A 23464-nucleotide genomic window follows, 5' to 3' on the forward strand; every position below is an offset into this window, starting at 1 on the left:
TCGTTCTATTCCCCTCGCCCACGCAGTCGCTGCCGGAGCCCGGTTGCACGCTGCGCCCGGCGCGCGACCGCTGCCCGGACATCAGCTTCCGTGCCGACCACCACCACCTTGTCCCGGGCTCGCGTGACCGCGGTGTAGAACAGCTCGCGGGTCAGGAGCCGCGACTCCTGGGGCGGCAGCAGGATGACGACCTCGTCGGCCTGGCTGCCCTGGCTCTTGTGGATCGTCATCGCATGCATGGTGTCGAGCTCGCTGAGTCGGCTGGTCGCGAAGGTGGCCGGCTCGCCGCTGGTCGCGAACGCCACCCGCAGGCTGCCGTCCCCCGAGCGGCACACCACCCCGGTGTCCCCGTTGTAGAGCCCGAGACCGTAGTCGTTGGCGGTCACGAGCACCGGTCGGCCCACGTAGGACGAGGACCAGACCGGCTCCCCGGTGGCCTCGGTCAGCCACCGCTCGACCAGCCCGTTCCAACGGCGTACGCCGAACGGTCCCTCACGGTGGGCACACAGCAGTCGCTGCCGGTCGAGGGCCGCCAGCGCATCGGGCACCGACCCGGCCTCGGCGACGCTGCGCAGGTCGAGGGCGTGCGGAAGGACCAGCTCGCGGACGCGAGCCTCCGGCTCCTCACTCACGACGAACTCGAGGTGCGGATCCCCGGCCTCCAGCAGCTCGACGACCGCGTCGGCGTCTCCCTGGCGCACCGCCTCGGCGAGGCGGCCGATCGCTTCCCCGAAACGGTGCGAGGTGCGCAGCGCGGCGACCTGAAGCTCGCTGCCGGACCCCAGACCGTCGACCAGGTCGGAGAGAACGGCCCCGGCCTCGACCGACGTCAGCTGGTCGGGGTCGCCCACCAGGATCAGGCGTGCCTCCGGGCGGACCGCTTCGAGCAGCCTGGCCATCATCGTGAGGGAGACCATGGACGTCTCGTCGACAACGATCACGTCGTAGGACAATCGGTTGTCGCGGTGATGGCGAAAGCGCGACGAACTGTCAGGGCGACTGCCCAGCAGGCGATGCAAGGTGACTGCCCGCACGCCCGCCACCCGTTCCTGGTCGACCGTGGGGAGCTTGGTCAACTCCTCCTCGACGGCCTGCTGCAGACGTGCGGCCGCCTTGCCGGTCGGGGCGGCCAGCGCCATCCGGGGGTTCGGGTGGCCAGCGAGCTCGGCCTGTTCGGCGAACAGGGCGAGCAGCGCCGCCACCGTGGTGGTCTTGCCGGTGCCGGGGCCGCCGGTGAGCACCGTCGTGCGCTGGGCGAGCGCCACCCGGGCGGCCGCCCGCTGCTCGTCGTACCCGCTCTCGGGGAAGACGCGGTCGAGACCTGCCAGCAGCGCTGCCTCGGCCACCGGATCGAGCGGCGCGGCGTCGGGACGGGCGACCAGGTCCGCACAGACCTGTTCCTCCTCGCGCCAGTAACGGTCGAGGTAGAGCAGGTTCGAAGCGTCCAGGCGCAGGACGGGCGGAGTGCCCAGCAGGGGGCTGGCGGCAACCGCCGCCGACCACGTCTCGAGGTCCGGCCACGGCAACCCGGCCAGCTCGGGGTCGTCGGCCACGGTGGCGAGGTCGACACACACCGAGCCGCCCCTGAGCGCGCGCACGACCAGCGCGAGGGCCAGTGCCACGGTCTCGTCAGGCTCACCGGCCAGCGCCGTCAGGCGTTGCGCGACGTGCACGTCGGCAGCCTCGATGACCAGGGCGGCATTGAACACGCCCAGCAGGCCCGAGGCGCCCGCCACCAACCGCGGGTCGAATCGGTCGTCGGTCTCGAGGAGGCTCATCGCCCGCCCCTCCCGTCAAGCAGGTCGGACAGGTCGGTGACCAGCCCCGGCGGCGGGGTCCACGAGAACACGCCGGCCGGGTGCCCGTCCATGGTCGGGGTGTCGGCACCGCACATCCCACGCAGGTAGAGATACAGGGCCCCGCCCAGATGACGACCGGGCTCATAGCCGGGTTGACGCCATCGCAGGTAGCGATGCACCACGACGAGGTACAGCAACGCCTGCAACGGATAGTCGGAGTGCGTCATGGCCGCCTCGAGCCGATCGCGGCTGTAGTCGGCCGCCGTCAGCGGCTGGTCGGGATCACCGAGCCGGTTGGTCTTGTAGTCCACCACCAGGTAGCGCACCTCGCCCGCCGGACCGGGCACCCGCAGCACCACGTCGATGGATCCCGACAGGTAGCCCCGGAGGGACTGCTCACCCAGGCCGGGCGCCAGGAGCCGCGCGGCGTAGGGCAACAGGGGGTCATCGGCGTTCAGATGTCGCTGCAGCAGGACCCCGACCTCCGCCAGACGTACGTCATGCCCGTCGCCGTGATCACCGCCCGACAGCGGGATCTCGAAGTCCAGCTCGCACAGGCGGTCCGAGAGTCCCAGGTCCCCCAGCGTCAGCCCGGGCGCGAGAGGACCCAGTGGCGTGCGATGCAGCGGCACCAGCGCCTCCGCGAGCTCCTCGACGCCCGTCTCGACCGGCCACCACGGCAGGTGCTCACGCACCTGGGCACGGAGTTCGTCGAGCAGGTCGGGGGCGAGCGGGTCTGCAGTCTCGAGGACCGCGTGCACCAGCGAGCCGAAGGCCGCCCCGGCGGGTAGGTCGGCCATCGGCGAGGCAACCTCCAGCCCGCTGGCGGACGTGGGCTCACCGAGCGACGGATCGAGAGACTCATCGTCGAGGGGCACCGCCTCCGGCTCGCTGGAGACCCCTGCCTCCTCGGCGGAACGGATCAGCCCGGAGTAGGAGGTACGGCGCCACTGAACGTCGATCGACCGCGTGAAACGGCGGACCCCCAGGCCGGCCGGAAGGGGTTTCGGCCGGCTGCGCGCGGGAGCGACAAGGGCCGACTCCTCGACCACCGGCCCGCCGAGGGACTCCCAGCGCCGGAAGCAGGCGAGCGCCTCGACGTCGCCCACCTTGGGCTCGCACCGGTCCGGCACGACGGCATCTCCGTGGTCCCGGCCACGCAGCAGCCGGGACAGGCCCCCGTTGGGCTCGTCCCACGAGGGTGCCCACCAGGTCACCACCTGGCTCTGGGCCCGGGTGAGCGCGACGTAGGTGAGCCGGATGTCGTCGCCGGCCATCTCGGCGCGTCCCAGCGCCTCGACCCCCGAGAATCCCGGACTCCCCTTGCCGCCGACATGCAGACAGCGCTGGGCGCGATCCGTCCCGCCGCCGCCCCCGGCAGCGGGCTCGTGGAAGAGCACCAGGTCGCGTGACTGCACGTTGCGGTTGAAGGCGAACGGCAGGTAGACCACCGGGTACTGCAGGCCCTTGCTGACCCAGACCGTCATCACCTGGACGGCCGCGGCGTCACTGTCGAGTCGGCGGTTGCGCTGACCGGTGGCCTTGCCCGAGCACTGTTCGCGCAGCCAGTCGAGCAGCGCGGGAAGGCCGAGGCGGTCCCGGTGCGCGGTCTCGTGGAGCACCTGGGCGACGTGGGCGAGGTCGGTCATGTGCCGCTCACCACCGCGCCACGACAGCACCCGGCGGCCCATGCCCGCCACCTGGGCGGCCTCGAAGACGGCCGCGATCCCACGTTCGCGGGCGTGGTCGGCCCATTCGCGCAGTGTTCCGGCGATCCGGTCGGTGAGTTCGTCCCCACCGTTCGCGAGGGACTCGGCAGACTCCCCGAAGAACATCGTGACCGCCGCGGCCCGCACCAGGCCGCTTCGATGCGGTTGCCCGAAGGCTTCCAGCAGGCACAGCCAGTCACGTGCTGCCTCCGAGGCGAAGACGTCGGTGTCGCCGGTGTAGACCGCGGGCACGCCGGCGGCCGCAAGTGCGTCGCGACAGACCCGCGCATCGCGGTGGGCCTCCACGATCACGGCGATGTCGGCGGCCGCGATCGGCCGCCCGTCGTACGACGCTCCGCTGGCCAGCAGGCCGGCGATGTCCGAGGCGAGGTCGGCGGCGACGTGGTCTCGCACCTGGTCCATCGGCACCGTGCGCGTGCCGCGCATGCCGAACTTCTCCCTGGTGACCACTCGCAGCCGGAACGGCGCGTTGTGTGGCGCTCCGGCGAGGCGATGCTCACGCCGGTGTGCCTCGACCTCCCTGACCACGATGTCGGGGTGACCCAGGGCAGCACCCTGGAGGACCGTTTGGAGGCTGGTGACCAGCGGGGCGTCGCTGCGCCAGTTGGTGCCGAGCGTGCGCTGCAGGCCTGCCGTGCGCGCGGCGTCGAGGTAGGTGACGATGTCGCCGCCGCGGAAGGCGTAGATCGCCTGCTTGGGATCACCGATCAGTACGACGGTGGAGTGACCGCCGAAGGCCCGGTCGATGACCTGCCACTGCACCGGGTCGGTGTCTTGGAACTCGTCGACCATGACGATGCGCCACCTGCCCCGCATCCGGTCCCGGGCCGGCGCCTCGGGGTCCTCGAGGGCGGCGGCCAGTCGACTCAGGAGGTCGTCGTAGCCGAGCACACCGAGACGGCGCTTGCGATGCTCCAGCTCGGCGCAGACCGCCCGGGCGAAGCCGATCCTGATGGCCTCCGTCGAGCCCGGGGCGGGGTTGAGGGGTCGGAGCTCGGTGTGCGGGTTGCGCACCACTTCGAGGGCCAGGCTCAGCGCCGCCGCCCGGGTCAGCACGGGTGTCTCGCGCTGCTGCCCGAACTGCTGCAGGTAGAGGTCGTCGACCACTTCGGTGACCAGGTCGTCGAGGCTCTCCACGAGGGTCACGCCGGCATCGGTGTCACCGGCCACCCCCAACGACTTCAACACCAGCTGGCAGAACTGGTGGGTGGTGGCGATGGTGGCGGCGTCGAAGCCGGCCAGGGCGTCGCGCAGCCGGCTGCGGCGCTCGGCGAGCTCGTCGGCCGATCCCGTCAGCAGGCCGGCGAGCAGCGCGTTGTCACCGGCGAGGCCGTCGTCCAGCGCCCGGGCCGCGTCCACCAGCTGTGCCCGCACCCGCTCCCGCAGCTCCTGGCTGGCGGCCCGGCCGAAGGTGATCAGCAGCATCTCGTCGAGGCTCGCCCGACCTTCGGCGACGTAACGGGTGACGAGTCCAGCCAGGGTGAAGGTCTTGCCGGTGCCTGCGCTCGCCTCGAGCACCGTGGTGCCGGGTCCCGACGGCAGGTCGCCGGTCAGGTCGAACGGCTCCATCACAGCACCCGCTCGCTGCGCAGCATCGGCAGCCAGAGCCGCGCTGCATAGGACCCGAGCCGAGTGCTCTCGCCCTCGACCCCCTCGTCAGCGCGAGCCGGGACGAGCAGGTCCTCCAGCGGTGCCCGGAAACCCCAGACCCGTTCGTGGGCAGGATCGGCGTCGTCGGCAGGGTAGGTCCCGCTGCGCCACTTCTTCAGCGCCGCCTCCCGGGGGTCGTCGCCACGGTGACGAGCCCCCGCCCAGGCGAACGAGGTCTTCAGGGGCAGCGGCAACGGCTCTCGCCGTCCGGCGTCGTACAGCGCCACCAACTCGCGCAGCAGCAGCTCGGGGGCCTGGTCGACCGGTCCGAGCAGCCGCTGCAGCGGCGTCGTGCCCCGAGGCGGGCGGCCGATCGTCAGGGCGGTCCAGTTGTGGTCGGGATCGTGGGCCGACAGGGCCAGCAGGCGAACCCAGGACTCGAGCAGCTGTTTGCCGCCGAGGCGGGAGTAGGTGACCGAGACGATCCGGTCGCCGTACACGGGCGTGACCGTGCCCGTCAGGCGGCGGCCGTGCCCGAGCTCGACCTCGAGGTCGATGGCGCGCGGGGTGACCTGGCGGTGGGTGAGCGCAGCGAGCGCGAGCTGCATGGCCTGCTCCCGGATCTCGGTGGCGCGTCGCCACCCGAGCTGCCCCGGGGGCAGCGCTCCGCGGCGCCACTCCGCACCCAGTGCCTGGTCGGGATGGATGCCGCGCATCATGTCGCTGAGCACCCGGTCCCCCACCCCCCAGGCCTCCAGGTTGTCGATCTCGACGGGCATGGCATCGCTGACTCCGTCGACGTCCCACGGCAAGGTGAGGTCCAGGGCGCGGAAGAAGCCCTTCACGGGGTCACGGAAGAAGCCCACCAGGTCGGCGAGGGAGACGTCGTCGCTGTCTCGGACCGGCAGCGGGCGGTCGAGGAACCCGGGTTGCGTGGGCCGGTCCCCCGCCGCAGCCCGGGCGCCGACCAGGACCGCCGGGTCGAACGTGAAGGCGGTGGGGACGCCGAGGCGCCCCGGTTCGACGTTGCGCACGTCGAACGGCTGGAGTGGGTGCTCGACGAGGATCTCGTGGCGCACCGGGGCCGTGGTGGTGCGGTCGAGCGCATCCAGAAGCTCGCCGAGCGGGACAGCCGGTGGCCTGCGCTGGCCCGTGTGCTCGTCGGCTCCGGTGAACGTGATGACCAGCTTCTCCCCGGCCGCCCCGATGGCGTCGAGCAGCAGTTGACGGTCCTCGGAGCGCGGGTCACGTTCACCGGTGACCGGGGTCCGGGCCAAGACGTCGTCGCCATCGACCGAGGCCAGCCGGGGGAAGACTCCGTCGTCGAGTCCCACCAGACAGACGACACGGTGGGGAACCGAGCGCATCGGGACCATGGTGCACACGGTCAGCGTGCCGGTGCGGAAGTTGGCCCGGGTCGGCCGCCCGGCCAGGTGTCGACCGAGCAGGGAGCGTACGTCGGCCAGACGCATGGGGAGCTCGGCCCGGTCTCCCGCGTCCGCCAGCACCTCGGCCAGCTCGCGTTGCACCTGACCGGCCTGCCAGGCGTCGTCGCGCTCGACCTTCGTCAGGGCAGTCACGCCCTCGGCGAGGGCCTCGAGCCAGTCCGCCAGTCGCCGGGTGCCCGTCAGGTTGTCGGTGGCCACAGTGAGCCGGGCGACGTACTCACTCAACCGGCCGGCCAGCTCGACCGCATTGCTGCCGACGTCGTCGAGTGGCAGCGTCGTGTCGAGCCAGGCCTGGGAGTCTTCCGACATGGCCACGCCGGCAAGCACCCGGTCGAGGCCGAACTGCCAGGTGTTGTGCACGAACTCCTCGAGGCCGTACGGCGCCCGGTGGGCCTGGTCGAAGCCCCACCGGATGCCGGACTCACGCACCCAGGCGGTGATGGTGTCGAGGTCGTCGTCGCTGAAGCCGAAGCGACGACGCACGGGCTGCGCCTGGCTGAGGTCGAGCACCTGACTCGCGGTGGCGCGCCCACCGGCGAGGTCCAGCAGCGCGGCGGCGACCCCGAGCAGCGGGTTGGTCTGGGTCAGTGAGCGGTCGGCCAGGCGCACCCGGAGCCGGTGCGCGGGATGGCCGCCGTCGAGGACGTCGTCCAGACCGAAGCCGGCCGTCACCAACGGGGCATAGGTCTCGATGTCGGGGCACATCACCACGATGTCGCGCGGCTCGAGCGTGGGGTCGTCCTGCAGCAGCCCCAGCAGGACCTCGCGCAGGACGTCGATCTGGCGCGCCGATCCGTGGCACCGGTGGACCTGGACCGATCGGTCCCCTTCGCTGAGCGAACGTCCCTCCGGCCTGACCCGGTCGTCGCGGAGGTCGGCCTGCAGCCACCCCAGGAGGGTGTCGGGGAGCGCTCCGCCGTCGTGGTGGAGGTCGGTGAGCTCGACCGTCGACAGGTTGCGCTGGAGCTCGCGGACGTCTCGGCCCAGGGTGGCCAGCAGCGGATGCTCGACGGCGCGGTGGGCCGTGTCGGATCGACGCGGCACGGGTCCCCCGGCACCGCGCAGCGCGGTCCAGGAGGCGTTGCTGGGATGCGGCAACCACAGGTGGACGTCGTGGTGGGTGGCCAGCGCGTCGAGCAGGGCGATCTCGGTGAGCGGCAGCCGGGTGTGCCCGAAGAGTGAGAGCCGCTCGGGCACCTCCGCCGGGGCACCCCGTAGTGCGACGAGCGTGGCGGCGTGACGCTCGTGGGGAGCAGGGCTGTCGATGCGGGCGACGACCGCCCGCCACAGCGGGGGTTGCCAGGCCAGGTCGGGCTCGAGGGCAGCCCCGAGTCCGTCGCTGTCGCGGCCGACGAGCCAGTCCTCCAGGAGCTGCGGCCGCTGGACGGCGTACGACGCGAAGAGCCCGGCGAGGCGGCGAGCGACCGCATATCGTCGGCCCTGCCTCAACGCGGCCTCGTCGCCGGTGTGCTCGTGTCCGAGGTGCACGGCGAGGGGTCGACACCAGGCCTCGTCAAGGCTCTCGTCGATGACCTCCAGCAGTGGCCAGGTCAGCGCGTCCGGCGCCCAGGGGTCCTCGTCGGTGGTCCCGGTGAGCTCGGCGATCAAGGAACCTGCGGACCTGAAGTCCACTCCCGCGCAGACACCGTCGCCTGCTGCGGTGGCCCCCAGCTGGTGGGAGAGTTGCTGGCTCAGCCACCGTTCGACCCCCTTGGCCGGGACGACCACCAGCTCGCGCGCGAACGGATCCGCGAGCGGGGTCGCCAACAGCTCACCGAGCTGCCTGGCCAGCAGGTCGGTGCGCGCTGCGCGATGGAGGAAGAGCGTCACGCGGGCAGCATGCCACGCGCGGCGGACAGAGCCTCAGAACCTGTCCCTCGTCGTCTCGAACCGCAGCCCACGGCCCCGCACGGTCGAGATGAGCTGGGGTCTGCGTGGGTCGTCACCCAGCTTGCGACGCAGCCAGCCGAGGTGCACGTCGATCGTCTTGGACGAGGTGTAGAAGTCGGTGTCCCACACCTGTCGCATGAGTTCCTGCCGGCTGCGCACGATTCCGGCCCGGGTGATCAGCGCCATCAACAGCCTGAATTCCATGGGACTGAGGTGAACCTCCACGCCCCCACGCCACACCCGACCGGTCTCCGGCTCGACCCGCACATCCTGGACGACGATGAATTCCACCGATGCCCCCTTCGCACACTCACGGGCGCTCCACGTCGAGGCCCTGTGCAGAGACGAGTGTGCGGCGGGTTTGCTTACGTTTGTGCCGATTCAGGGTGGCAACAACGGGGACACCTGGAAGTGCAGATCAAGGTCGTCGAACACTTGCCGTGCGTCACGCTCGGCCGCGATGAGCGCGCTCAGCCCGTCGGGGTAAGGGCCCGAGTAGCACACCATCGCCGTGTCCCGACTGCTGCAGACGACGATGTGGGGCCGCATCAGGCTGCCCACTTCCTCGTTCACCAGGGTGGCCATCAGTCGCTCGTAGACCTCGCCTGCGTTTCGACCGTCAGGCATCCTCACCCGGTCGAAATTCTCCATATCACGAGGACGCAACCATGTGGCGTGTCCTTACGCCTGCACCCACGATCCGTACGCTGAGCCTGTGAATGCACTGGAGACCATGACCGTCGCCGTCCTGGGCGGGACCGGGCCCCAGGGCCGGGGCCTGGCCCGCCGCTTCGCCGCGGCGGGGCTTCGCGTCGTCATCGGCAGCCGGGACGCGGCGCGGGCCGCCGAGGCCGCGTCGGCACTCGCCGCGACGGGAGCGGTGCGCGGCACCGACAACGAGCAGGCCGCCGCTGCCGGGGACATCGTGGTCATCGCCGTCCCATGGGAGGGTCACGGTGCGCTCCTGGCCAGCCTGGCACCTGCGCTTGCCGGCAAGGTCGTGGTCGACTGCGTCAACCCGTTGGGCTTCGACAAGCAGGGCGCCTTTGCGCTCGTCGTGGAGGAGGGATCGGCCCTTCAGCAGGCCGCTGCCCTGCTCCCCGACAGTCGTGTGGTCGGGGCCTTCCACAACGTCAGCGCGATCCTTCTCGAGGACCCAGACGTCACGTCGATCGACACCGATGTCCTGGTCCTCGGCGACGACCGCGAGGCCACCGACCTGATCCAGGAGCTGGCCTCACGGGTGCCTGGCATGCGTGGCGTCTACGGAGGGCGCTCGCGCAACGCCCATCAGGTGGAGGCGTTCACGGCCAACCTGATCAGCATCAACCGTCGTTACAAGGCGCACTCGGGGCTGCGGATCACCGACGTCTAGCCACGCGCCTTCGTCAGGGCACGATCCAGCATGGCCAGGCCTTCGCGGGCCTCGTCCTCGCTGATCGTCAGCGGGGGGACCACGTGGATGCGGTTGAAGTTCGCGAAGGGCAGCAGCCCCTCGTCCCGGCAGGCCCCCAGGATGGCGGCCATGGCTGGACTGCTGGCGCCGTACGGCGCGAGCGGTTCGCGGGTCTGGCGGTCCGTGACCAGTTCGAGCGCCCAGAAGACTCCCGTGCCGCGGACCTCACCGATGCAGTCATGTCGCTGCGCGAGCTCGGCCAGACCCGGGCCGAAGACCTCGCGCCCGAGGCGGTCGGCGTGCTCGACGACGCCCTCGTCCTCCATCGCGCGGATGGTCGCCACCGCGGCCGCGCAGGCGAGCGGATGCCCGGAGTAGGTGAGCCCGCCAGGGTAGGGACGGGTGGCGAACGTCTGGTAGATCGCGTCGCTGATCGCGACCCCACCGAGGGGGACGTAGCCCGAGTTCACCCCCTTGGCGAACGTCAGCAGGTCGGGGACCACGTCGTCGTGCTCGACCGCGAACCAGCGCCCGGCACGACCGAAGCCCGACATCACCTCGTCGGCGATATAGACGATGCCGTGCCGATCGCAGAGCTCGCGTACGCCGCGCAGGTAGCCCGCTGGGGGCAGCATGATCCCCGCGGTTCCGGGGATGGACTCGAGCATGATCGCAGCGATGGTCTGCGGTCCTTCGAGCGCGATCACCTGCTCCAGGTGGGCCAGCGCACGCTCGCACTCCTCGGCCTCCGTGGTGGCGTGGAACTCGCTGCGGTAGAGGAACGGGCCGAAGAAGTGCACGGTCCCGGCCGCACCATGGTCACTGGCCCAGCGCCGGGGGTCGCCCGTCACGTTGACGGCCAGATGTGTGCCGCCGTGGTAAGAGCGGTAGGTCGAGAGGACCTTGATCCGACCGGTGTGCAGGCGAGCCATCCGGATGGCGTGCTCGTTGGCGTCCGCGCCACCGTTGGTGAAGAACACCCGATCGAGACCCTGGGGGGTGTGGGAAGCGATCAGGGCTGCGGCCTCGGAGCGGGTCGCGTTGGCGTGGGCCGGGGCGACCGTGCACAGGGTCGCGGCCTGCTCCTGGATGGCGCGGACGATGCGGGGGTGTTGGTGGCCGAGGTTGGTGAAGACCAGCTGGGAGGTGAAGTCGAGGAGCCGGTCGCCGGTCTGGTCCCAGATCCAGGACCCCTCGGCCTTGGTGATGACCATCGGGTCGAGGTTCGCCTGCGCCGACCACGAGTGGAAGACGTGGCGTCGGTCGAGCTCGTGGGCGCGGGTGGCGTCGGTCGGGATGTCAGACATTCTGCGGGAACCCCAGTTCGAGTCCGCCGGCCGGGCGGTTGGCCGGATCGATCCAGCGCGAGGTGACCACCTTGGTCCGGGTGAAGAAGTGCACGCCCTCGGTGCCGTGGGCGTGGGTGTCGCCGAACAGCGACCGCTTCCAGCCGCCGAAGGAGTAGTAGGCCACCGGCACCGGGATGGGGACGTTGATCCCCACCATGCCGACCTCGACCTCGTTCTGGAACCGGCGCGCAGCCCCACCGTCGTTGGTGAAGACGGCCGTGCCGTTGCCGTAGTCGTTGCTGTTCACCAGCGCCAGCGCCTCGTCGTACGTCGACACCCGGATGACCGACAGCACCGGTCCGAAGATCTCCTCACGGTAGATCTCCATGTCCGCGGTGACGTGGTCGAACAGGGTGGGACCGAGCCAGAACCCAGCGTCCTCGCCACGGGGCTGGACCTCGCGGCCGTCGATGACCAGCTTGGCGCCGGCGGCCTCTCCGGACTCCACGAAGCCGGCGACCTTGTCACGGTGGGCCCGCGTGACCAACGGCCCCATGTCAGCTTCGCTGGCCTGCCCGCTGCGGCCGTCACCGATGACCAGGGTGCGGGTCCGCTCGGCGATCCGGGCCACCAGGTCATCGGCGATCGGCTCGACGGCGACCAGGACGCTGATGGCCATGCAGCGTTCGCCGGCGCTGCCGTAGCCCGCGTTGACGGCGGCGTCGGCGGCCAGGTCGAGGTCGGCGTCGGGGAGCACGACCATGTGGTTCTTGGCGCCACCCAGGGCCTGGACGCGTTTGCCGGCGCGGCTGGCCTCCTCGTAGACGTAGCGGGCGATGGGGGTGGAGCCGACGAAGCTGATCGCGGCCACGTCCGGGCTCTGCAGCAGGGCGTCGACCGCGGTCTTGTCACCCTGGAGCACGTTGAACACTCCGTCGGGCAGACCCGCTTCCTTCCACAGGCGGGCGATCCACAGCGCCGCCGACGGGTCCTTCTCACTGGGCTTGAGTACGACGGTGTTGCCGGCCGCGATGGCGACCGGGAAGAACCACATCGGCACCATGGCCGGGAAGTTGAACGGGCTGATGATCCCGACCACACCCAGCGGCTGGAGCATCGAGTGCACGTCGACCCCGGTGGAAGCGCTCTCCGAGTGTCCACCCTTCAGCAGGTGCGCGATGCCGCAGGCGAACTCGACCACCTCCTGGCCCCGGGAGATCTCGCCGACGGCGTCGGAGTGCACCTTGCCGTGCTCGGCGGTGATCAGTTGCGCGAGCTCACCCTTGCGACTGTTGAGGAGCTCGCGGAAGGCGAACATGACCTGGGTACGTCGGGCGACCGAGGTGTTGCCCCACTCCCTGGCGGCGCGCGAGGCCGCGGCGATCACGTGCTCCGCGTCGACCTCGCTGGCGAGGGCGACACGACCGCTGACCTGACCGGTGGCGGGGTTGGTGACGTCGGACCAGAGGTCGGAGGTGCCGGCGTACTCGGCACCGTCCACCCAGTGGGTGATCGAGGTGGTCATGTTTCTCCTTCGCAGACTGCTGCCCAGTCTGTCCCATCACGAGTGGCCCCCGAGCCGACGAAGTGTCACGATTGTTCTCATGCACAGACACTCTGTCGGGGTCGAGGGGGCGCGCGCATGGCGGTTCTGACCTTGCGCGACGTCCTCGCGATGCCCGCGCTGCGCCGGGCCGCACCGGTGGTCCTGGCCGGAGCGGACTCCCTCGAGGGCACGGTGCGGTGGGTGCACGCCGCCGAGGTCGCCGACATCGCGCCGCTGCTGCGGCCCGGCGACCTGGTGCTGAGCACGGGCATCGCCCTGCCCGACCGCCCAGCCGAGTTGACCGCCTTCGCCGCCAGCCTGGGTGAGATCCCGGCCGCGGGCCTGATGATCGAGCTCGGCCGTAGGTGGAAGGAACTGCCTCCGGCCCTGGTCGCGGCCTGCGAGCAGGCAGGCCTGCCGCTGATCGCGCTGACCCGCGTGGCCAAGTTCGCGGCCATCACGCAGGAGGTCGGCGAGCGTGTCGTCGATGAGCAGCTGACGGAGCTGCGCGATGCCGAACGAGTGCACGAGACCTTCACCGAGCTCGGCCTCAACGAGGCGGGACCGTCGGAGATCCTGGCCGCCGTGCAGCGGCTCGCCGGGTCGGCCGTCGTACTCGAGAGTGACGGGCACCGCGTGCTGGACTACCTCGCCGGCCCCGAGGACGTGGCCGGGTTCCTCGAGGACTGGCAGACGCGCTCGCGTCGGATCACCCTCACCGGTCGCACCACCTGGGACGCCGAGAACGGCTGGCTGCTGACCCGGTTGGGCCGCCGCGAACGGGGGTGGGGACGCCTGGTGCTCCAGTCACCGACCCCGCCGCCCCAACGGCTGATCGCCCTCGCCGAGCGGGCCGCAGCCGCTCTGGCGATGCACCGGCTGCACGACCGCGATCGCGACAACGTGGTGCGGCGTACCCACCACGAACTGCTCCTCGCCCTCCAGCTCGACCCCACCGACGCCGACCTGCTGCGCCGCTGCGAACTGGCCGGCTTCCCCACCGCTCGCCGTCAGTTCGTCGCGGTGTGCGTGCGGCCGACCGACCCGACGCGTGGCTCGGCCCCGGTCATGGCGGCCACCGTCCGGGCCGCCCACGAGCTGGGAGTGCCGGCGTTGATCTGCGAGGTCGACCGCGACATCCGCGTGCTCCTGTCGCTGAGCCGTGGCGCGTCGGAGTCGGCTGCGGTCGAGCGGCTCGCGGGCCGGGTGTCGCGTCAGCACCCGGTGACGATCGGGGCCGGCCGGGCCGTGCTGGACTCCGCCGTCATCGACCGCACCCTGCGCGAAGCCGACCAGGTGGTCGACGCCATCAGGCCGGGCACCAGCAAGGTGGTGCATCGCCTCGAGGACGTGCACCTGCGGGGCCTGCTCACTCTCCTCGGCTCCGACGACCGGCTCGCGCTGTTCGTGACCCGCGAGCTCGGCGCACTCGCCGATCACGACGCAACGCACGGCACGGACCTCGTCGAGGTGGTGCGCGCGCTCGTCCAGCACCCGACCAGCAAGTCCGCTGCGGCCGGCGCCCTGCACCTGTCCCGGCCGGCGTTCTATGCCCGGCTGGCTCTCGTCGAGCAGGTGCTGGGGGTGCAGCTGGACGACCCCGACGTGCGCGTGTCGCTGCACGTTGCCCTGATGGTGCAGGAACTCGCCGCCGAGGCGTGAGCCTCAGTCGGCGACCGAGAAGTCCAGCCGCATCCGGTGCAGGTAGGTCTCCTCCGGGCGCAGCACCGGCGAGGGGAACTCAGCGATGTTGGCGTCATCGGGGAAGCCGGTCGTCTCGAGGGTCAGGCCCGCGAAGTCGCCGTAGTGCCCGAGGTCGCCCTTGGCCGGCGTGCCTCCCAGGTAGCCGCCGACGTAGATGCAGATCCCGGGCTGATCGGTGGACAGCTCGAGCCGCCGTCCGCTCGCGGGATCGGCGAGGGTGGCAACGCTGCGCATCCCGACCCCGTCGAGTGCCCAGACGTCGTCGTAGCCCGCGGACGCCGTGGCGACGCGTCCGGCCCCCGAGTTCTCGACGCGGTCGAGGTCCGCGCCGATCGGCTTCGGGGTGCGGAAGTCGTACGCCGTGCCCGCTACCGCGCGCACCTCCCCGCTCGGCAGGAGCTCGGCGTCGAGCGGGATGTAGTGGCTCGCGTCGAGCCGCAGGACGTGGTCGAGGATGTTGCCCTGGTCGTGACCGGCGAGGTTCCAGTAGGCGTGCTGGACGAGGCGGACGATGGTGGGACGGTCGGTGGTGGCCGACATGCTGACCTCGAGGGTGGTGCCACGCAGCGCGTAGGTCACGGTGGCGCTCACCGTGCCCGGGTAGCCCTCCTCCCCGTCGGGGGACGAGCGGGTGAACGTCACCGCCTCCCCGCCCGGATGAACGTCCAGGTCCCAGACCTGCTGGTCGAAGCCTCGGTCCCCGCCGTGGAGGTGGTTGTCGCCCTCGTTGCTGGCCAGGTGATGGGTGTGCCCGTCCAGGGAGAACCGAGCGCCGCGCAGGCGCCCGGCGTACCGCCCGGCGATGGCACCCATGTAGCTGCCGTCCGCCAGCACCTCCGACAGCGTCGGGCGCGCGAGCACCACGTCGGCCATGACGCCGTCACGGTCGGGCACGTGCAGCTCGAGGAGTCTGGCGCCGACGTTGCTGAGCACCGCCCGGCAGCAGTCGCTCGCGAGGGTGACGAGCGTCGAGCCGTCCTCGGTGTGTTTGGGCATCGCGGCCTTCCTTCTGCTGTTCGCCTGCTGAGGGTATCGGCGCCATGGTGTACTCCTTGCGAGCGTCTCCCCTGCACAGGCAGACTCTGGGCGCCGACCGGACGGACTCCTGATGCAACGCAACCTCGGACGCGTGCTGCTTGCCGCCCTCGCCGTGACCCTCTCGATCGCCATTGCCGCCCCTGCGGTCGCTCAGAGCAGGGTCTCGGTCGACGCCCGCCGCGACGTCGAGGGCTTCACAGCCGACGACTTCACCCTGCATTCCGCGCCGCGACAGGCCAACGGTGACCTGACACGGATGACGGTGGACTACGGCATGAACCGGCTCCGGATCGTGCTGCATTTCCGCGAGCTCGACCATTCCGATCCGCGTTTGGCGCTCGGCGGGACCCTGAAGACGTCGACCGGCAGTCGTCCCGAGGTGGTCATCCAGGCCGGCAGGGGTCACTGGGCGGGTCGACTGCGGAGGCAGGGCTTCGAGCCTGGCTGCGTCATGCGTCACCACGTGGACTACCGCCGGGACCGCGCGGTGATCTCGATGCGAGCCTCCTGCGTCGACCGGGCCAGGTGGGTCAAGTTCCAGGGAGCTGCCGTCACGACCGACCACTGGCGCGACTCGACCTACTTCTATCTGGACACGGCTCCGGGGACCAGCTTCATGGAGGAGCGGTTCACCGCCCGGGTGCATCGGGGGTAGTCGTTCGGCGAGGAAAGACGCCTCACTGCTCTGCACCCAGTTGATACCCGTGTTGTTCGGGCCAGCATGCGCCCGAACGCCAGCCCGAAGCCGAGGGTCCGCCCGGCGTGCTGCCCTGTCCTTGGGACCGAGGAATCGTTGCCGGTTGCGTCAGAACAGCCCCTGCTCAGCAGTTTCGCTGATCAGGGGCCGTTCATGTCTTGCGCGCCTGTAGGGATTCGAACCCCAAACCTTCTGATCCGTAGTCAGATGCTCTATCCGTTGAGCTACAGGCGCCCGTCACGAGGACTGGTCGAGGATAGCCGAACCCGCCTGCGGATCTGAAATCAGGACCGGTCCAGCACGCTTGATCGATCCAATAGGTGCCGCCGTTCCCCGCAGGTAACCTCACCTCCACCTGACACGTTGTCGCAGTTCAGGGCACGTGCACGGGGGCAAGCGCACCACGTTGGCCGGCAATGAGGCCGTCAAACTCCACACCGAAAACTCCACGAGATCCGTCGATACGCTCGACGGCCGGGAGCGCCTTCTCCACCGCGAGAGGCGACTGCCCGCGAACGCGAGAGGGACCCACCCATGACCGCCGAAACCGCTGACAAGACCCTCCCCACGACCCACGCCGGCATCCTGGCCTGGGTCACCGAAGTGGCCGAGCTCACCCAGCCCGACACCATCCACTGGTGCACCGGGACCGACGATGAGTGGACCGAGCTCACTGACGCCCTCGTCGCCACGGGCACCTTCGTCAAGCTCGACGAGGCCAAGAAGCCCAACTCCTACTACGCCGCCTCCGACCCCATCGACGTGGCCCGGGTCGAGGACCGCACCTACATCTGCTCGCTCGACGAGAAGGATGCCGGTCCCACCAACAACTGGATGGACCCCGACGAGATGAAGGACCTCATGCGCGGGCTGTACGCCGGCTGCATGCGAGGTCGCACCATGTACGTCGTGCCCTTCGTCATGGGCCACCTCGACGCCGAGAAGCCGATGTTCGGCGTGGAGATCACCGACTCGGCGTACGTCGTGGCCTCGATGCGCGTGATGGCCCGTATGGGCAGCCACGTGCTCGCCCGCATGGAGGAGCTGGAGGCCGACTACGTGCCGGCACTGCACTCGGTGGGCATGCCGCTCGAGCCTGGCCAGGCAGACGTCCGCTGGCCGTGCAGCGACACCAAGTACATCGTCCAGTTCCCCGAGGAACGGATGATCTGGTCCTTCGGTTCCGGCTACGGCGGCAACGCCCTGCTCGGCAAGAAGTGCTACGCGCTGCGCATCGCCAGCGTGATGGCCCGCGACGAGGGCTGGCTGGCCGAGCACATGCTGATCCTCAAGCTCACCAGCCCCGAGGGCATTCGCAAATACATCGCGGCCGCATTCCCGAGCGCGTGTGGCAAGACCAACCTCGCGATGCTGGCCCCCACCATTCCGGGCTGGAAGGTCGAGACCCTCGGCGACGACATCGCCTGGATGCGCATCGGTGACGACGGGCGCCTGTGGGCGGTCAACCCGGAGTTCGGTTTCTTCGGGGTCGCCCCCGGCACCAACCAGGACACCAACCCCAACGCCATGAAGACCATCGACATCGGCAACTCGGTCTTCACCAACGTCGCCCTCACCGACGACGGCGACGTGTGGTGGGAGGGTCTGGAGAACCCGCCGGCCCACGCCACCTCGTGGAAGGGCGAGCCTTGGACGCCGGACAGCGACGAGCTGTCCAGCCACCCCAACTCGCGCTACTGCACCCCGATCAAGCAGTGCCCGATCCTGGCCGATGAGTACGACGACCCGCGCGGCGTCCCGATCGACGCCATCCTCTTCGGTGGCCGTCGCAAGACCACGATCCCGTTGGTCACGGAGGCTCGCGACTGGACCCACGGCACGTTCATGGGAGCCACGTTGTCCTCGGAGACGACGGCTGCGGCCGTCGGCCAGGTCGGCGTCGTACGCCGCGACCCGATGGCGATGCTGCCGTTCATCGGCTACAACGCCGGTGACTACTTCAACCACTGGATCTCGATGGGCAAGAACAACGACGAGGCCAAGCTGCCCAAGATCTTCTACGTCAACTGGTTCCGCCGTGACGCCGATGGTGGCTTCCTGTGGCCGGGCTTCGGCGAGAACAGCCGCGTCCTCAAATGGGTCGTCGAGCGGATGGAAGGCACCGCCGCAGCAGTGGAGACCCCCATCGGCCACGTCCCAGCGCCCGGGGCCCTCGACATCGAGGGGCTCGACATGACCGCGGAGGACATCGAGGCCGCACTCGCAGTGGACGTGGAGGAGTGGAAGGCCGAGCTCCCCCAGATCCAGGAGTGGTTCGAGAAGTTCGGCGAGGAACTGCCCGCGGTGCTCTGGACCGAACTAGACGGGCTGAGGGCCAGACTCGACGCCTGAGACTCAACTGCAACATTCAATTGCCCCACCCCGGCCGCAGGGTGGGGCAATTGTCCTTTCGCCGTGGATAATCTGAATCCCGAAACATGGTGAACGCGGAAGGATGGCTGTGCCGGATCAGGCAACTCCTCGCGGCGAGTCCGACATGGCTTTCGGGCCTGAGGATCGCCAGCTGCTCGAGACCGACGCTGCCGCCCTCTACGAGGAGGCGGTCAGCAATGACGGCCTGTCCGCATCCGACGCACGCCTGGGCGAACGTTCCAAGCTGCGACCCGCCTTCGACCTGCTGGTCGACCTCGGGCTGCTGGCGCTCGACACCAACGGCGAGCGCTACTCCGCACGTGACCCAGCCGGGAGCCAGTCGCGCGTCGTGACTCCGTTGGGGCAGCGCGGCGCCGAGCTCATCACCGAGTCCTCGCGCTGGGCCCAAGCCTTCGGCACGCTGTCCCAGACCTGGCGCCGCTCCCCCATCGCCGCGCACGGCCCCTTCACCGAGCTCCACGGGCTCCCGGCGATCACGAAGTTCCTGGAGAGCGCCACCGACGACGCGACGATCGACGTCCTCACCGCAGCCCCCCAGGCGGTGCGAGCACCGCTGCGCGAACTGATGCGCGGCGCGCAACGCGAGATCGAGGCGCTCGACCGCGGCGTCGCTGTCCGCACCCTCTACCAACACTCGTCACGCCGACACGCGACCACGCACAAGTACGCCAGGCTCATGACGTTGAAGGGTGGAGAGATCCGCACCCTCGACGAGTTCTTCAACCGCCTCATCATCTTCGACCGCAAGCAGGCGGTCGTCCCGGGCGCCGGAGCCGCCTTCAGCGCCATGGTGATCCGCGAGCCGTCGGTGGTGGCCTACCTGGTCGACGTCTTCGAGCGCGCCTGGGAACGAGCACGACCGTTCGGAAACCAGGAGTCCGACACCATGAGGGGCATCGCGACGGCCCAGCGGGCGATGACGATCCGGATGCTGATCCGGGGTTATGCCGACCCGTCGAGCTCCAAGCGCCTCGGGGTGAGCCCGCGCACGTACGCCGGCTATGTGGCCGACCTGAAGGAGGAGTACGAGGCGGAGACCCGGTTCCAGCTCGGCTACTACATGGGGCAGCGCGGCATCACCGGGGACGACGTCACCGAGGAGTCCTGAGCGGGCGGACGCTCCCCCGCCACCGCGATCGGTCCGAAATGGGTACGAGGGCAACGGATGGGGATCCGTTGCCCTCGTGCTGAGACGGGCCGGGGGGGGGAGGCTCTGGGACCGAACTAGTGGGGGGGTGTCGGGTCCGCGTCTCAGTGTTTGTGGGGGGGTGTTACTTGGAGACCGCAGTGGTGATGGAACCGCCCCAGGCGATGTCCTTGGCCTGCGCACTGCCGGCACCAAAGCCGAGCGCAATCACGGCCGTCGCTACGACTACAACAGCGTGCTTGACGATTCTCGACATCGATGATCTCCGTTTCAGGTTCGTGGACCGTGTGGCCCTCTGAGATCAAGTGTGCGGTGTCGAGGCGCGACTAGATAGAGGGATGCCCCCTCAGAAACGTGCAGGTTTTGGGGTTGCAGAAACATGCAGATCGGTCACTCCGATTTGCATACAAAACGGACAGTGCGGAAGCCCCCGCAATGGGGTCAGGCGGCGCTGTCAGTGGAAACCCAAGATCCTCCCGGGACTTGTCTGATCGGTTCCTCCGCAAGGTAGCTACTCGCTGGTCTGGCGCACCGAGAGCCGGATGACGACGGCGTCATTCCACACCGAGCAACGGAGGGGTCTTTTGAACGATAGGGGTACGGCGACACGATGTCCACGGTGACATGAGGTTTACATGGAGAGTGTTGATACCTGGTGAGCCAAGAAACCCTGTCGGACCCGAGGGGCCCGACAGGGTTTCTTCGTCTCGCGAAGGGCGGAGGCGGCGAGATTTGAACTCGCGACAGGGATTAACCTGAACCCGCTTAGCAGGCGGGCGCCATAAACCGGACTAGGCGACGCCTCCCCGCGCTCGCTGAGCGCGTGGATAGATTACCGCCCGATCCGGGTGTTGCCGAATCGGGTTCCCCATCACAGGGGACGCAGCCCCTGTCCGCCACGCAGGTGACGCTGGACATCGCGCACGAACTCGTCACGATCCACCGCCAGCACCTGCACCGGGATGGTGGTCGAGCGCCCATCACGCAAGCGCAGAACGATGCACGGAGAGCCGGCCACCTCGGCGGTGACGGCGTCGGAGACGTCGACCCAGCGCCCCTGCTTCACCCCGGCGCCACGCACGAAACGGACCCGATAGCCGTCCTGAGTCAGCCGCACCACATAGCTCCCCTGACCGAGGGCCAGTCCACCGATCAGCACCAACACCAGGGCCAGCACGACGACGGCGGTCAACACCGCGACCGGCAGTCGCAGGACCGCGATGAGCAGGGTCGCGACACACACCAGGACACCGACCCCCACCAGGGCGACACCCATCAATCGGGCGGCCAGCTGGGGCGAGAGTCGATAGTCGGACGGCATACCCGAATTAGACAAGACACCGCGGGATCGAGGCCAATTCCCACCTTCCTGCCCCTTGTCGGTGCGCCCGACGGACGGCACACTCGAAGAACCCCAGCGCCGGGAGGTCACGATGACCGCGAGCACAGCCGGATTGCGAACTGCCCTCACGGGCCTCGACCAGGCCCTCGATCTGCCGCGCCAGCGAGGCTCACGGCGGTTGTGGCGTCAGTCGGTCTGCCGTCAGATGGACGCGTTGCGCGCCGAGCTGGACCAGGGCTCCCCCTCGGCTGACGAGGACTGGGTCTCCGCCCGGTCCGGCGCGATCCTGCGCGAGCGCAACGCCCTGCTCAGCCGGATGGCAGCGCTCGGGCCGCAGGTCCAGGACACCGACGCGCTCGACGACCTGCGTGCCGAGATCAAGCGACTGCTCACCGATGTCAACCACCACCTGCAGCGGTTGAGCGACCTGGCCTACGACGCCGTCGAGCTCGAGCTCGGCGGCTCCGAGTAGCACTGGCAGCAGAGGGGGCGGGATTCGAACCCGCGGCTGACACTTCTGCCAGCGACCGCTTTCAAGGCGGTTCCGATCGGCCACTCCGGCACCCCTCCATGGCCGCGCGTCGCGAAACGCGGACCGGCGACGAGTCTAAGGGAGAGGCCGGCTCAGAGCAGCGCCGACGTACGCCTCGGCTCCGGCCGGAGTGCGGTCGCCTCCTCAGCGCGTCGTCCACCCGCACCGCGCGGCGCCGTCAGTGCCAGGTCGATCCGGATCACCAGATAGCCGATCACCAGCCCCAGCCCGACGCTGTAGAGCACCGTCAGGGCCGCCTCGAGCAGGCTCACCTTGGGGTGCATCAGTCCTGACGCCACCGAGGCCGTGGCGGCGACCCCGAAGGCACAGACCCACCATCCCTGGCGACGCCGGGCGCGCATGTGGCATCCCCAGGCAAGGGCGGGGATGCCCAGCAGTGCTTGGAGTGGTCGCGGCACCGCCCCCAGGTTGTCCCGGGTCCACACCACCGCCTCGTCGATGGTGGTGACGAAGTCCGGGGAGCCGTAGCGCCGCAACGCCTCCGCGTAGGCGAGCGTGCCGGCGAGCACGAGGCCACCCACGGCGACGATCACCAGACCGCGACGGCCAAGACCGTGCAGGCCCGCACCGAGGCGATAGATGATGACCAGCGCCAGGACCAGGGCGCCGGCGAGAGTGGTGTATTCGAACCGTCCCAAGGCGACCTGTGGCTCCAGCCCCACGACCGCCAACGCCCCACCCCCAGCCAGCACCACCGCAACGAGCACCTCACGCACAGCTCCCGCGAACCGGACGGCAGGAACTGTCGCGGTCACCGCGAAGACCGCGGCCACGATGGCCGTCAGCACCGCTGCACCATTGCGCAGGACGTCGCGGTCCGACCAGACCGCCGCCACCCCGATGACGAGCGCCACCAGGCCGTAGATCACCGGTCGCCCGCCACTGCGCAGCGCCAGCGCAGCGGCGTACGACGTCGCGACGATCACCGCGCCGACCCCGGACAGCCAGGCGGGCCCCACCTCGACCACGGCGCAGCAGAGCAGGGCCAGCCCAGCGACTGTCACCAGGAACCACAGGGTCGTCACGGCTCCCTGTCGGGGGAAGCCGGCGAACCGGGGCTCGCGCGGCATCCTGCGACGGGCGGGGGCGCGAGAGGACACAACCGAGGAGATTACAGCCGCCTGTTGGCCAGGCTGGGGTTGGTCTCCCGCGCCAGCCTGACCTGCTCGGGGTCGAGGACAGCCCGGAGGACGGCAGGCTCCATCCCCGCCTCCACGACCACATCCCCCCACGGGTCGACGACCAGGGAATGCCCCGTGTAGCGCGGGCCGCTCTGCCCCGCGGCCACCACGTAGGCGGTGTTCTCGATGGCCCGGGCTCGCGCCAGGGTGACCCAGTGATCGACCTTGCGCGGACCGGCGACCCACGCCGACGGCACCACCAGCAGGTCGGCGCCCCGGTCGACGAGCTGGCGCGACAGCTCAGGGAACCGCAGGTCGTAGCAGGTCATGAGGCCGACCGTGAAGCCGGCCAGCGCGAAGGTGACGGGCTGCGGGTCCCCGGCGGACAGGTTGTCGGACTCGCGGTAGCCGAAGGAGTCGTAGAGGTGGATCTTGCGGTAGTCCACAGTGGCAACGCCTCGCACGACCAGGGTGTTGTACGGGCGCGCCGGATCGGATGACGTCTCGAACATGCCGGCGACCACCGTCGTGCCGTTGCGGGCCGCGACGTCGGCCACCTCCCGCGCGAACGCACCGTCAGCGCTCTCGGCAACCTCCGCGACCGAGGAGCCCGGTGGCCCGAAGTCCCGGGCGAAGGCTTCGGGGAAGACGACCAGGTCAGCGCCCGACGGGCACAGCTCACGCAAGCGCGCCCGATTGGCCGCCGGGTCGAGCGCGGACACGTCCTGGATCAGCGCAACCTGCATTGCTCCACCCTGCCACGCCAATGGGACACTGCGC

At 70.0% G+C, this 23464-nt stretch carries 17 protein-coding genes and 3 tRNA genes; 6 read left to right on the top strand and 14 right to left on the bottom strand.

What is annotated here, in order from left to right; genetic code table 11:
* Positions 1-5: 5 nt before the first annotated feature.
* The 5 genes from recD to AB7I40_RS06590 form a co-directional block, all read right to left on the bottom strand.
* Positions 6-1778: an exodeoxyribonuclease V subunit alpha gene (gene recD / locus AB7I40_RS06570; protein ID WP_428344242.1), complete on the bottom strand. Its 1773-nt coding sequence runs from the start codon at positions 1776-1778 to the stop codon at positions 6-8.
* Complete coding sequence (locus tag AB7I40_RS06575) at positions 1775-5098, bottom strand: UvrD-helicase domain-containing protein (protein ID WP_428344243.1); 3324 nt, start codon at positions 5096-5098, stop codon at positions 1775-1777. Before AB7I40_RS06575 ends, recD begins: the two co-directional genes overlap by 4 nt.
* Entirely contained in the window at positions 5098-8397 is a 3300-nt protein-coding gene (gene recC, locus AB7I40_RS06580; RefSeq protein ID WP_428344244.1) for an exodeoxyribonuclease V subunit gamma, read from the bottom strand. Before recC ends, AB7I40_RS06575 begins: the two co-directional genes overlap by 1 nt.
* A gap of 33 nt (positions 8398-8430) precedes the next feature.
* On the bottom strand, positions 8431-8748 hold the full coding sequence (locus AB7I40_RS06585; RefSeq protein WP_428344245.1) for a winged helix-turn-helix domain-containing protein: 318 nt from the start codon (positions 8746-8748) through the stop codon (positions 8431-8433).
* A gap of 90 nt (positions 8749-8838) precedes the next feature.
* A complete protein-coding gene (locus AB7I40_RS06590; RefSeq protein WP_428347933.1) occupies positions 8839-9084 on the bottom strand; it encodes a hypothetical protein in 246 nt (81 codons plus the stop codon).
* A gap of 88 nt (positions 9085-9172) precedes the next feature.
* Here AB7I40_RS06590 and npdG point away from each other — a divergent pair, with 88 nt between their 5' ends.
* On the top strand, positions 9173-9832 hold the full coding sequence (gene npdG, locus AB7I40_RS06595) for an NADPH-dependent F420 reductase (RefSeq protein ID WP_428344247.1): 660 nt from the start codon (positions 9173-9175) through the stop codon (positions 9830-9832).
* On the opposite strand, the gene AB7I40_RS06600 is transcribed toward npdG, so the two are convergent.
* Complete coding sequence (locus tag AB7I40_RS06600) at positions 9829-11160, bottom strand: aspartate aminotransferase family protein (protein ID WP_428344248.1); 1332 nt, start codon at positions 11158-11160, stop codon at positions 9829-9831. The two genes, npdG and AB7I40_RS06600, sit on opposite strands and share 4 nt — an antisense overlap.
* Positions 11153-12667, bottom strand: coding sequence for a CoA-acylating methylmalonate-semialdehyde dehydrogenase (locus tag AB7I40_RS06605; RefSeq protein ID WP_428344249.1), 1515 nt, complete (start codon positions 12665-12667; stop codon positions 11153-11155). Before AB7I40_RS06605 ends, AB7I40_RS06600 begins: the two co-directional genes overlap by 8 nt.
* A 117-nt stretch (positions 12668-12784) precedes the next feature.
* Here AB7I40_RS06605 and AB7I40_RS06610 point away from each other — a divergent pair, with 117 nt between their 5' ends.
* On the top strand, positions 12785-14350 hold the full coding sequence (locus AB7I40_RS06610) for a PucR family transcriptional regulator (RefSeq protein WP_428344250.1): 1566 nt from the start codon (positions 12785-12787) through the stop codon (positions 14348-14350).
* 3 nt (positions 14351-14353) lie between these two features.
* Here AB7I40_RS06610 and AB7I40_RS06615 read toward each other — a convergent pair whose 3' ends face one another.
* Entirely contained in the window at positions 14354-15388 is a 1035-nt protein-coding gene (locus AB7I40_RS06615; RefSeq protein ID WP_428344251.1) for an aldose epimerase family protein, read from the bottom strand.
* Between the two features lie 112 nt (positions 15389-15500).
* On the opposite strand from AB7I40_RS06615, the gene AB7I40_RS06620 reads away from it, so the two are divergent.
* A complete protein-coding gene (locus AB7I40_RS06620) occupies positions 15501-16085 on the top strand; it encodes a hypothetical protein (RefSeq protein ID WP_428344252.1) in 585 nt (194 codons plus the stop codon).
* Positions 16086-16288: 203 nt separating this feature from the next.
* On the opposite strand, the gene AB7I40_RS06625 is transcribed toward AB7I40_RS06620, so the two are convergent.
* Positions 16289-16361, bottom strand: a tRNA-Arg gene (locus tag AB7I40_RS06625).
* A gap of 300 nt (positions 16362-16661) precedes the next feature.
* Here AB7I40_RS06625 and AB7I40_RS06630 point away from each other — a divergent pair.
* Both AB7I40_RS06630 and AB7I40_RS06635 read left to right on the top strand, forming a co-directional pair.
* Positions 16662-18479: a phosphoenolpyruvate carboxykinase (GTP) gene (locus AB7I40_RS06630; protein WP_428344253.1), complete on the top strand. Its 1818-nt coding sequence runs from the start codon at positions 16662-16664 to the stop codon at positions 18477-18479.
* 145 nt (positions 18480-18624) lie between these two features.
* The gene (locus AB7I40_RS06635; RefSeq protein ID WP_428344254.1) at positions 18625-19629 is read left to right on the top strand and encodes a LuxR family transcriptional regulator; all 1005 of its coding nucleotides are present in this window, start codon (positions 18625-18627) and stop codon (positions 19627-19629) included.
* Positions 19630-20385: 756 nt separating this feature from the next.
* Here the strand turns inward: AB7I40_RS06635 and AB7I40_RS06640 are convergent.
* Together AB7I40_RS06640 and AB7I40_RS06645 are read right to left on the bottom strand one after the other, a co-directional pair.
* Positions 20386-20474: transfer RNA gene (locus AB7I40_RS06640), tRNA-Ser, on the bottom strand.
* Positions 20475-20539: 65 nt separating this feature from the next.
* Positions 20540-20989 (bottom strand): hypothetical protein, encoded by a 450-nt coding sequence (locus AB7I40_RS06645; RefSeq protein WP_428344255.1) that lies wholly within the window; start codon positions 20987-20989, stop codon positions 20540-20542.
* Between the two features lie 112 nt (positions 20990-21101).
* On the opposite strand from AB7I40_RS06645, the gene AB7I40_RS06650 reads away from it, so the two are divergent.
* The gene (locus tag AB7I40_RS06650) at positions 21102-21482 is read left to right on the top strand and encodes a hypothetical protein (RefSeq protein WP_428344256.1); all 381 of its coding nucleotides are present in this window, start codon (positions 21102-21104) and stop codon (positions 21480-21482) included.
* Between the two features lie 9 nt (positions 21483-21491).
* Here the strand turns inward: AB7I40_RS06650 and AB7I40_RS06655 are convergent.
* The 3 genes from AB7I40_RS06655 to AB7I40_RS06665 all read right to left on the bottom strand — a co-directional run bounded on the left by AB7I40_RS06655 (position 21492) and on the right by AB7I40_RS06665 (position 23430).
* Positions 21492-21580: transfer RNA gene (locus tag AB7I40_RS06655), tRNA-Ser, on the bottom strand.
* A gap of 54 nt (positions 21581-21634) precedes the next feature.
* Positions 21635-22633: a hypothetical protein gene (locus tag AB7I40_RS06660; protein ID WP_428344257.1), complete on the bottom strand. Its 999-nt coding sequence runs from the start codon at positions 22631-22633 to the stop codon at positions 21635-21637.
* A 41-nt stretch (positions 22634-22674) separates the two neighbouring features.
* Positions 22675-23430: a carbon-nitrogen hydrolase family protein gene (locus tag AB7I40_RS06665; RefSeq protein WP_428344258.1), complete on the bottom strand. Its 756-nt coding sequence runs from the start codon at positions 23428-23430 to the stop codon at positions 22675-22677.
* Between the last annotated feature and the right edge of the window lie 34 nt (positions 23431-23464).

This window comes from Nocardioides sp. (assembly GCF_050246775.1).
Lineage (GTDB): Bacteria > Actinomycetota > Actinomycetes > Propionibacteriales > Nocardioidaceae > Nocardioides.

Bases quoted from the DNA above. Each gene is read 5' to 3' on its own strand.
- recD (WP_428344242.1), bottom strand. From the start codon at position 1,778: ATGAGCCTCCTCGAGACCGACGACCGATTCGACCCGCGGTTGGTGGCG.
- AB7I40_RS06575 (WP_428344243.1), bottom strand. From the start codon at position 5,098: ATGGAGCCGTTCGACCTGACCGGCGACCTGCCGTCGGGACCCGGCACC.
- AB7I40_RS06590 (WP_428347933.1), bottom strand. From the start codon at position 9,084: ATGCCTGACGGTCGAAACGCAGGCGAGGTCTACGAGCGACTGATGGCC.
- AB7I40_RS06600 (WP_428344248.1), bottom strand. From the start codon at position 11,160: ATGTCTGACATCCCGACCGACGCCACCCGCGCCCACGAGCTCGACCGA.
- AB7I40_RS06605 (WP_428344249.1), bottom strand. From the start codon at position 12,667: ATGACCACCTCGATCACCCACTGGGTGGACGGTGCCGAGTACGCCGGC.
- AB7I40_RS06610 (WP_428344250.1), top strand. From the start codon at position 12,785: ATGGCGGTTCTGACCTTGCGCGACGTCCTCGCGATGCCCGCGCTGCGC.
- AB7I40_RS06615 (WP_428344251.1), bottom strand. From the start codon at position 15,388: ATGCCCAAACACACCGAGGACGGCTCGACGCTCGTCACCCTCGCGAGC.
- AB7I40_RS06620 (WP_428344252.1), top strand. From the start codon at position 15,501: ATGCAACGCAACCTCGGACGCGTGCTGCTTGCCGCCCTCGCCGTGACC.
- AB7I40_RS06630 (WP_428344253.1), top strand. From the start codon at position 16,662: ATGACCGCCGAAACCGCTGACAAGACCCTCCCCACGACCCACGCCGGC.
- AB7I40_RS06635 (WP_428344254.1), top strand. From the start codon at position 18,625: ATGGCTTTCGGGCCTGAGGATCGCCAGCTGCTCGAGACCGACGCTGCC.
- AB7I40_RS06645 (WP_428344255.1), bottom strand. From the start codon at position 20,989: ATGCCGTCCGACTATCGACTCTCGCCCCAGCTGGCCGCCCGATTGATG.
- AB7I40_RS06650 (WP_428344256.1), top strand. From the start codon at position 21,102: ATGACCGCGAGCACAGCCGGATTGCGAACTGCCCTCACGGGCCTCGAC.
- AB7I40_RS06660 (WP_428344257.1), bottom strand. From the start codon at position 22,633: ATGCCGCGCGAGCCCCGGTTCGCCGGCTTCCCCCGACAGGGAGCCGTG.
- AB7I40_RS06665 (WP_428344258.1), bottom strand. From the start codon at position 23,430: ATGCAGGTTGCGCTGATCCAGGACGTGTCCGCGCTCGACCCGGCGGCC.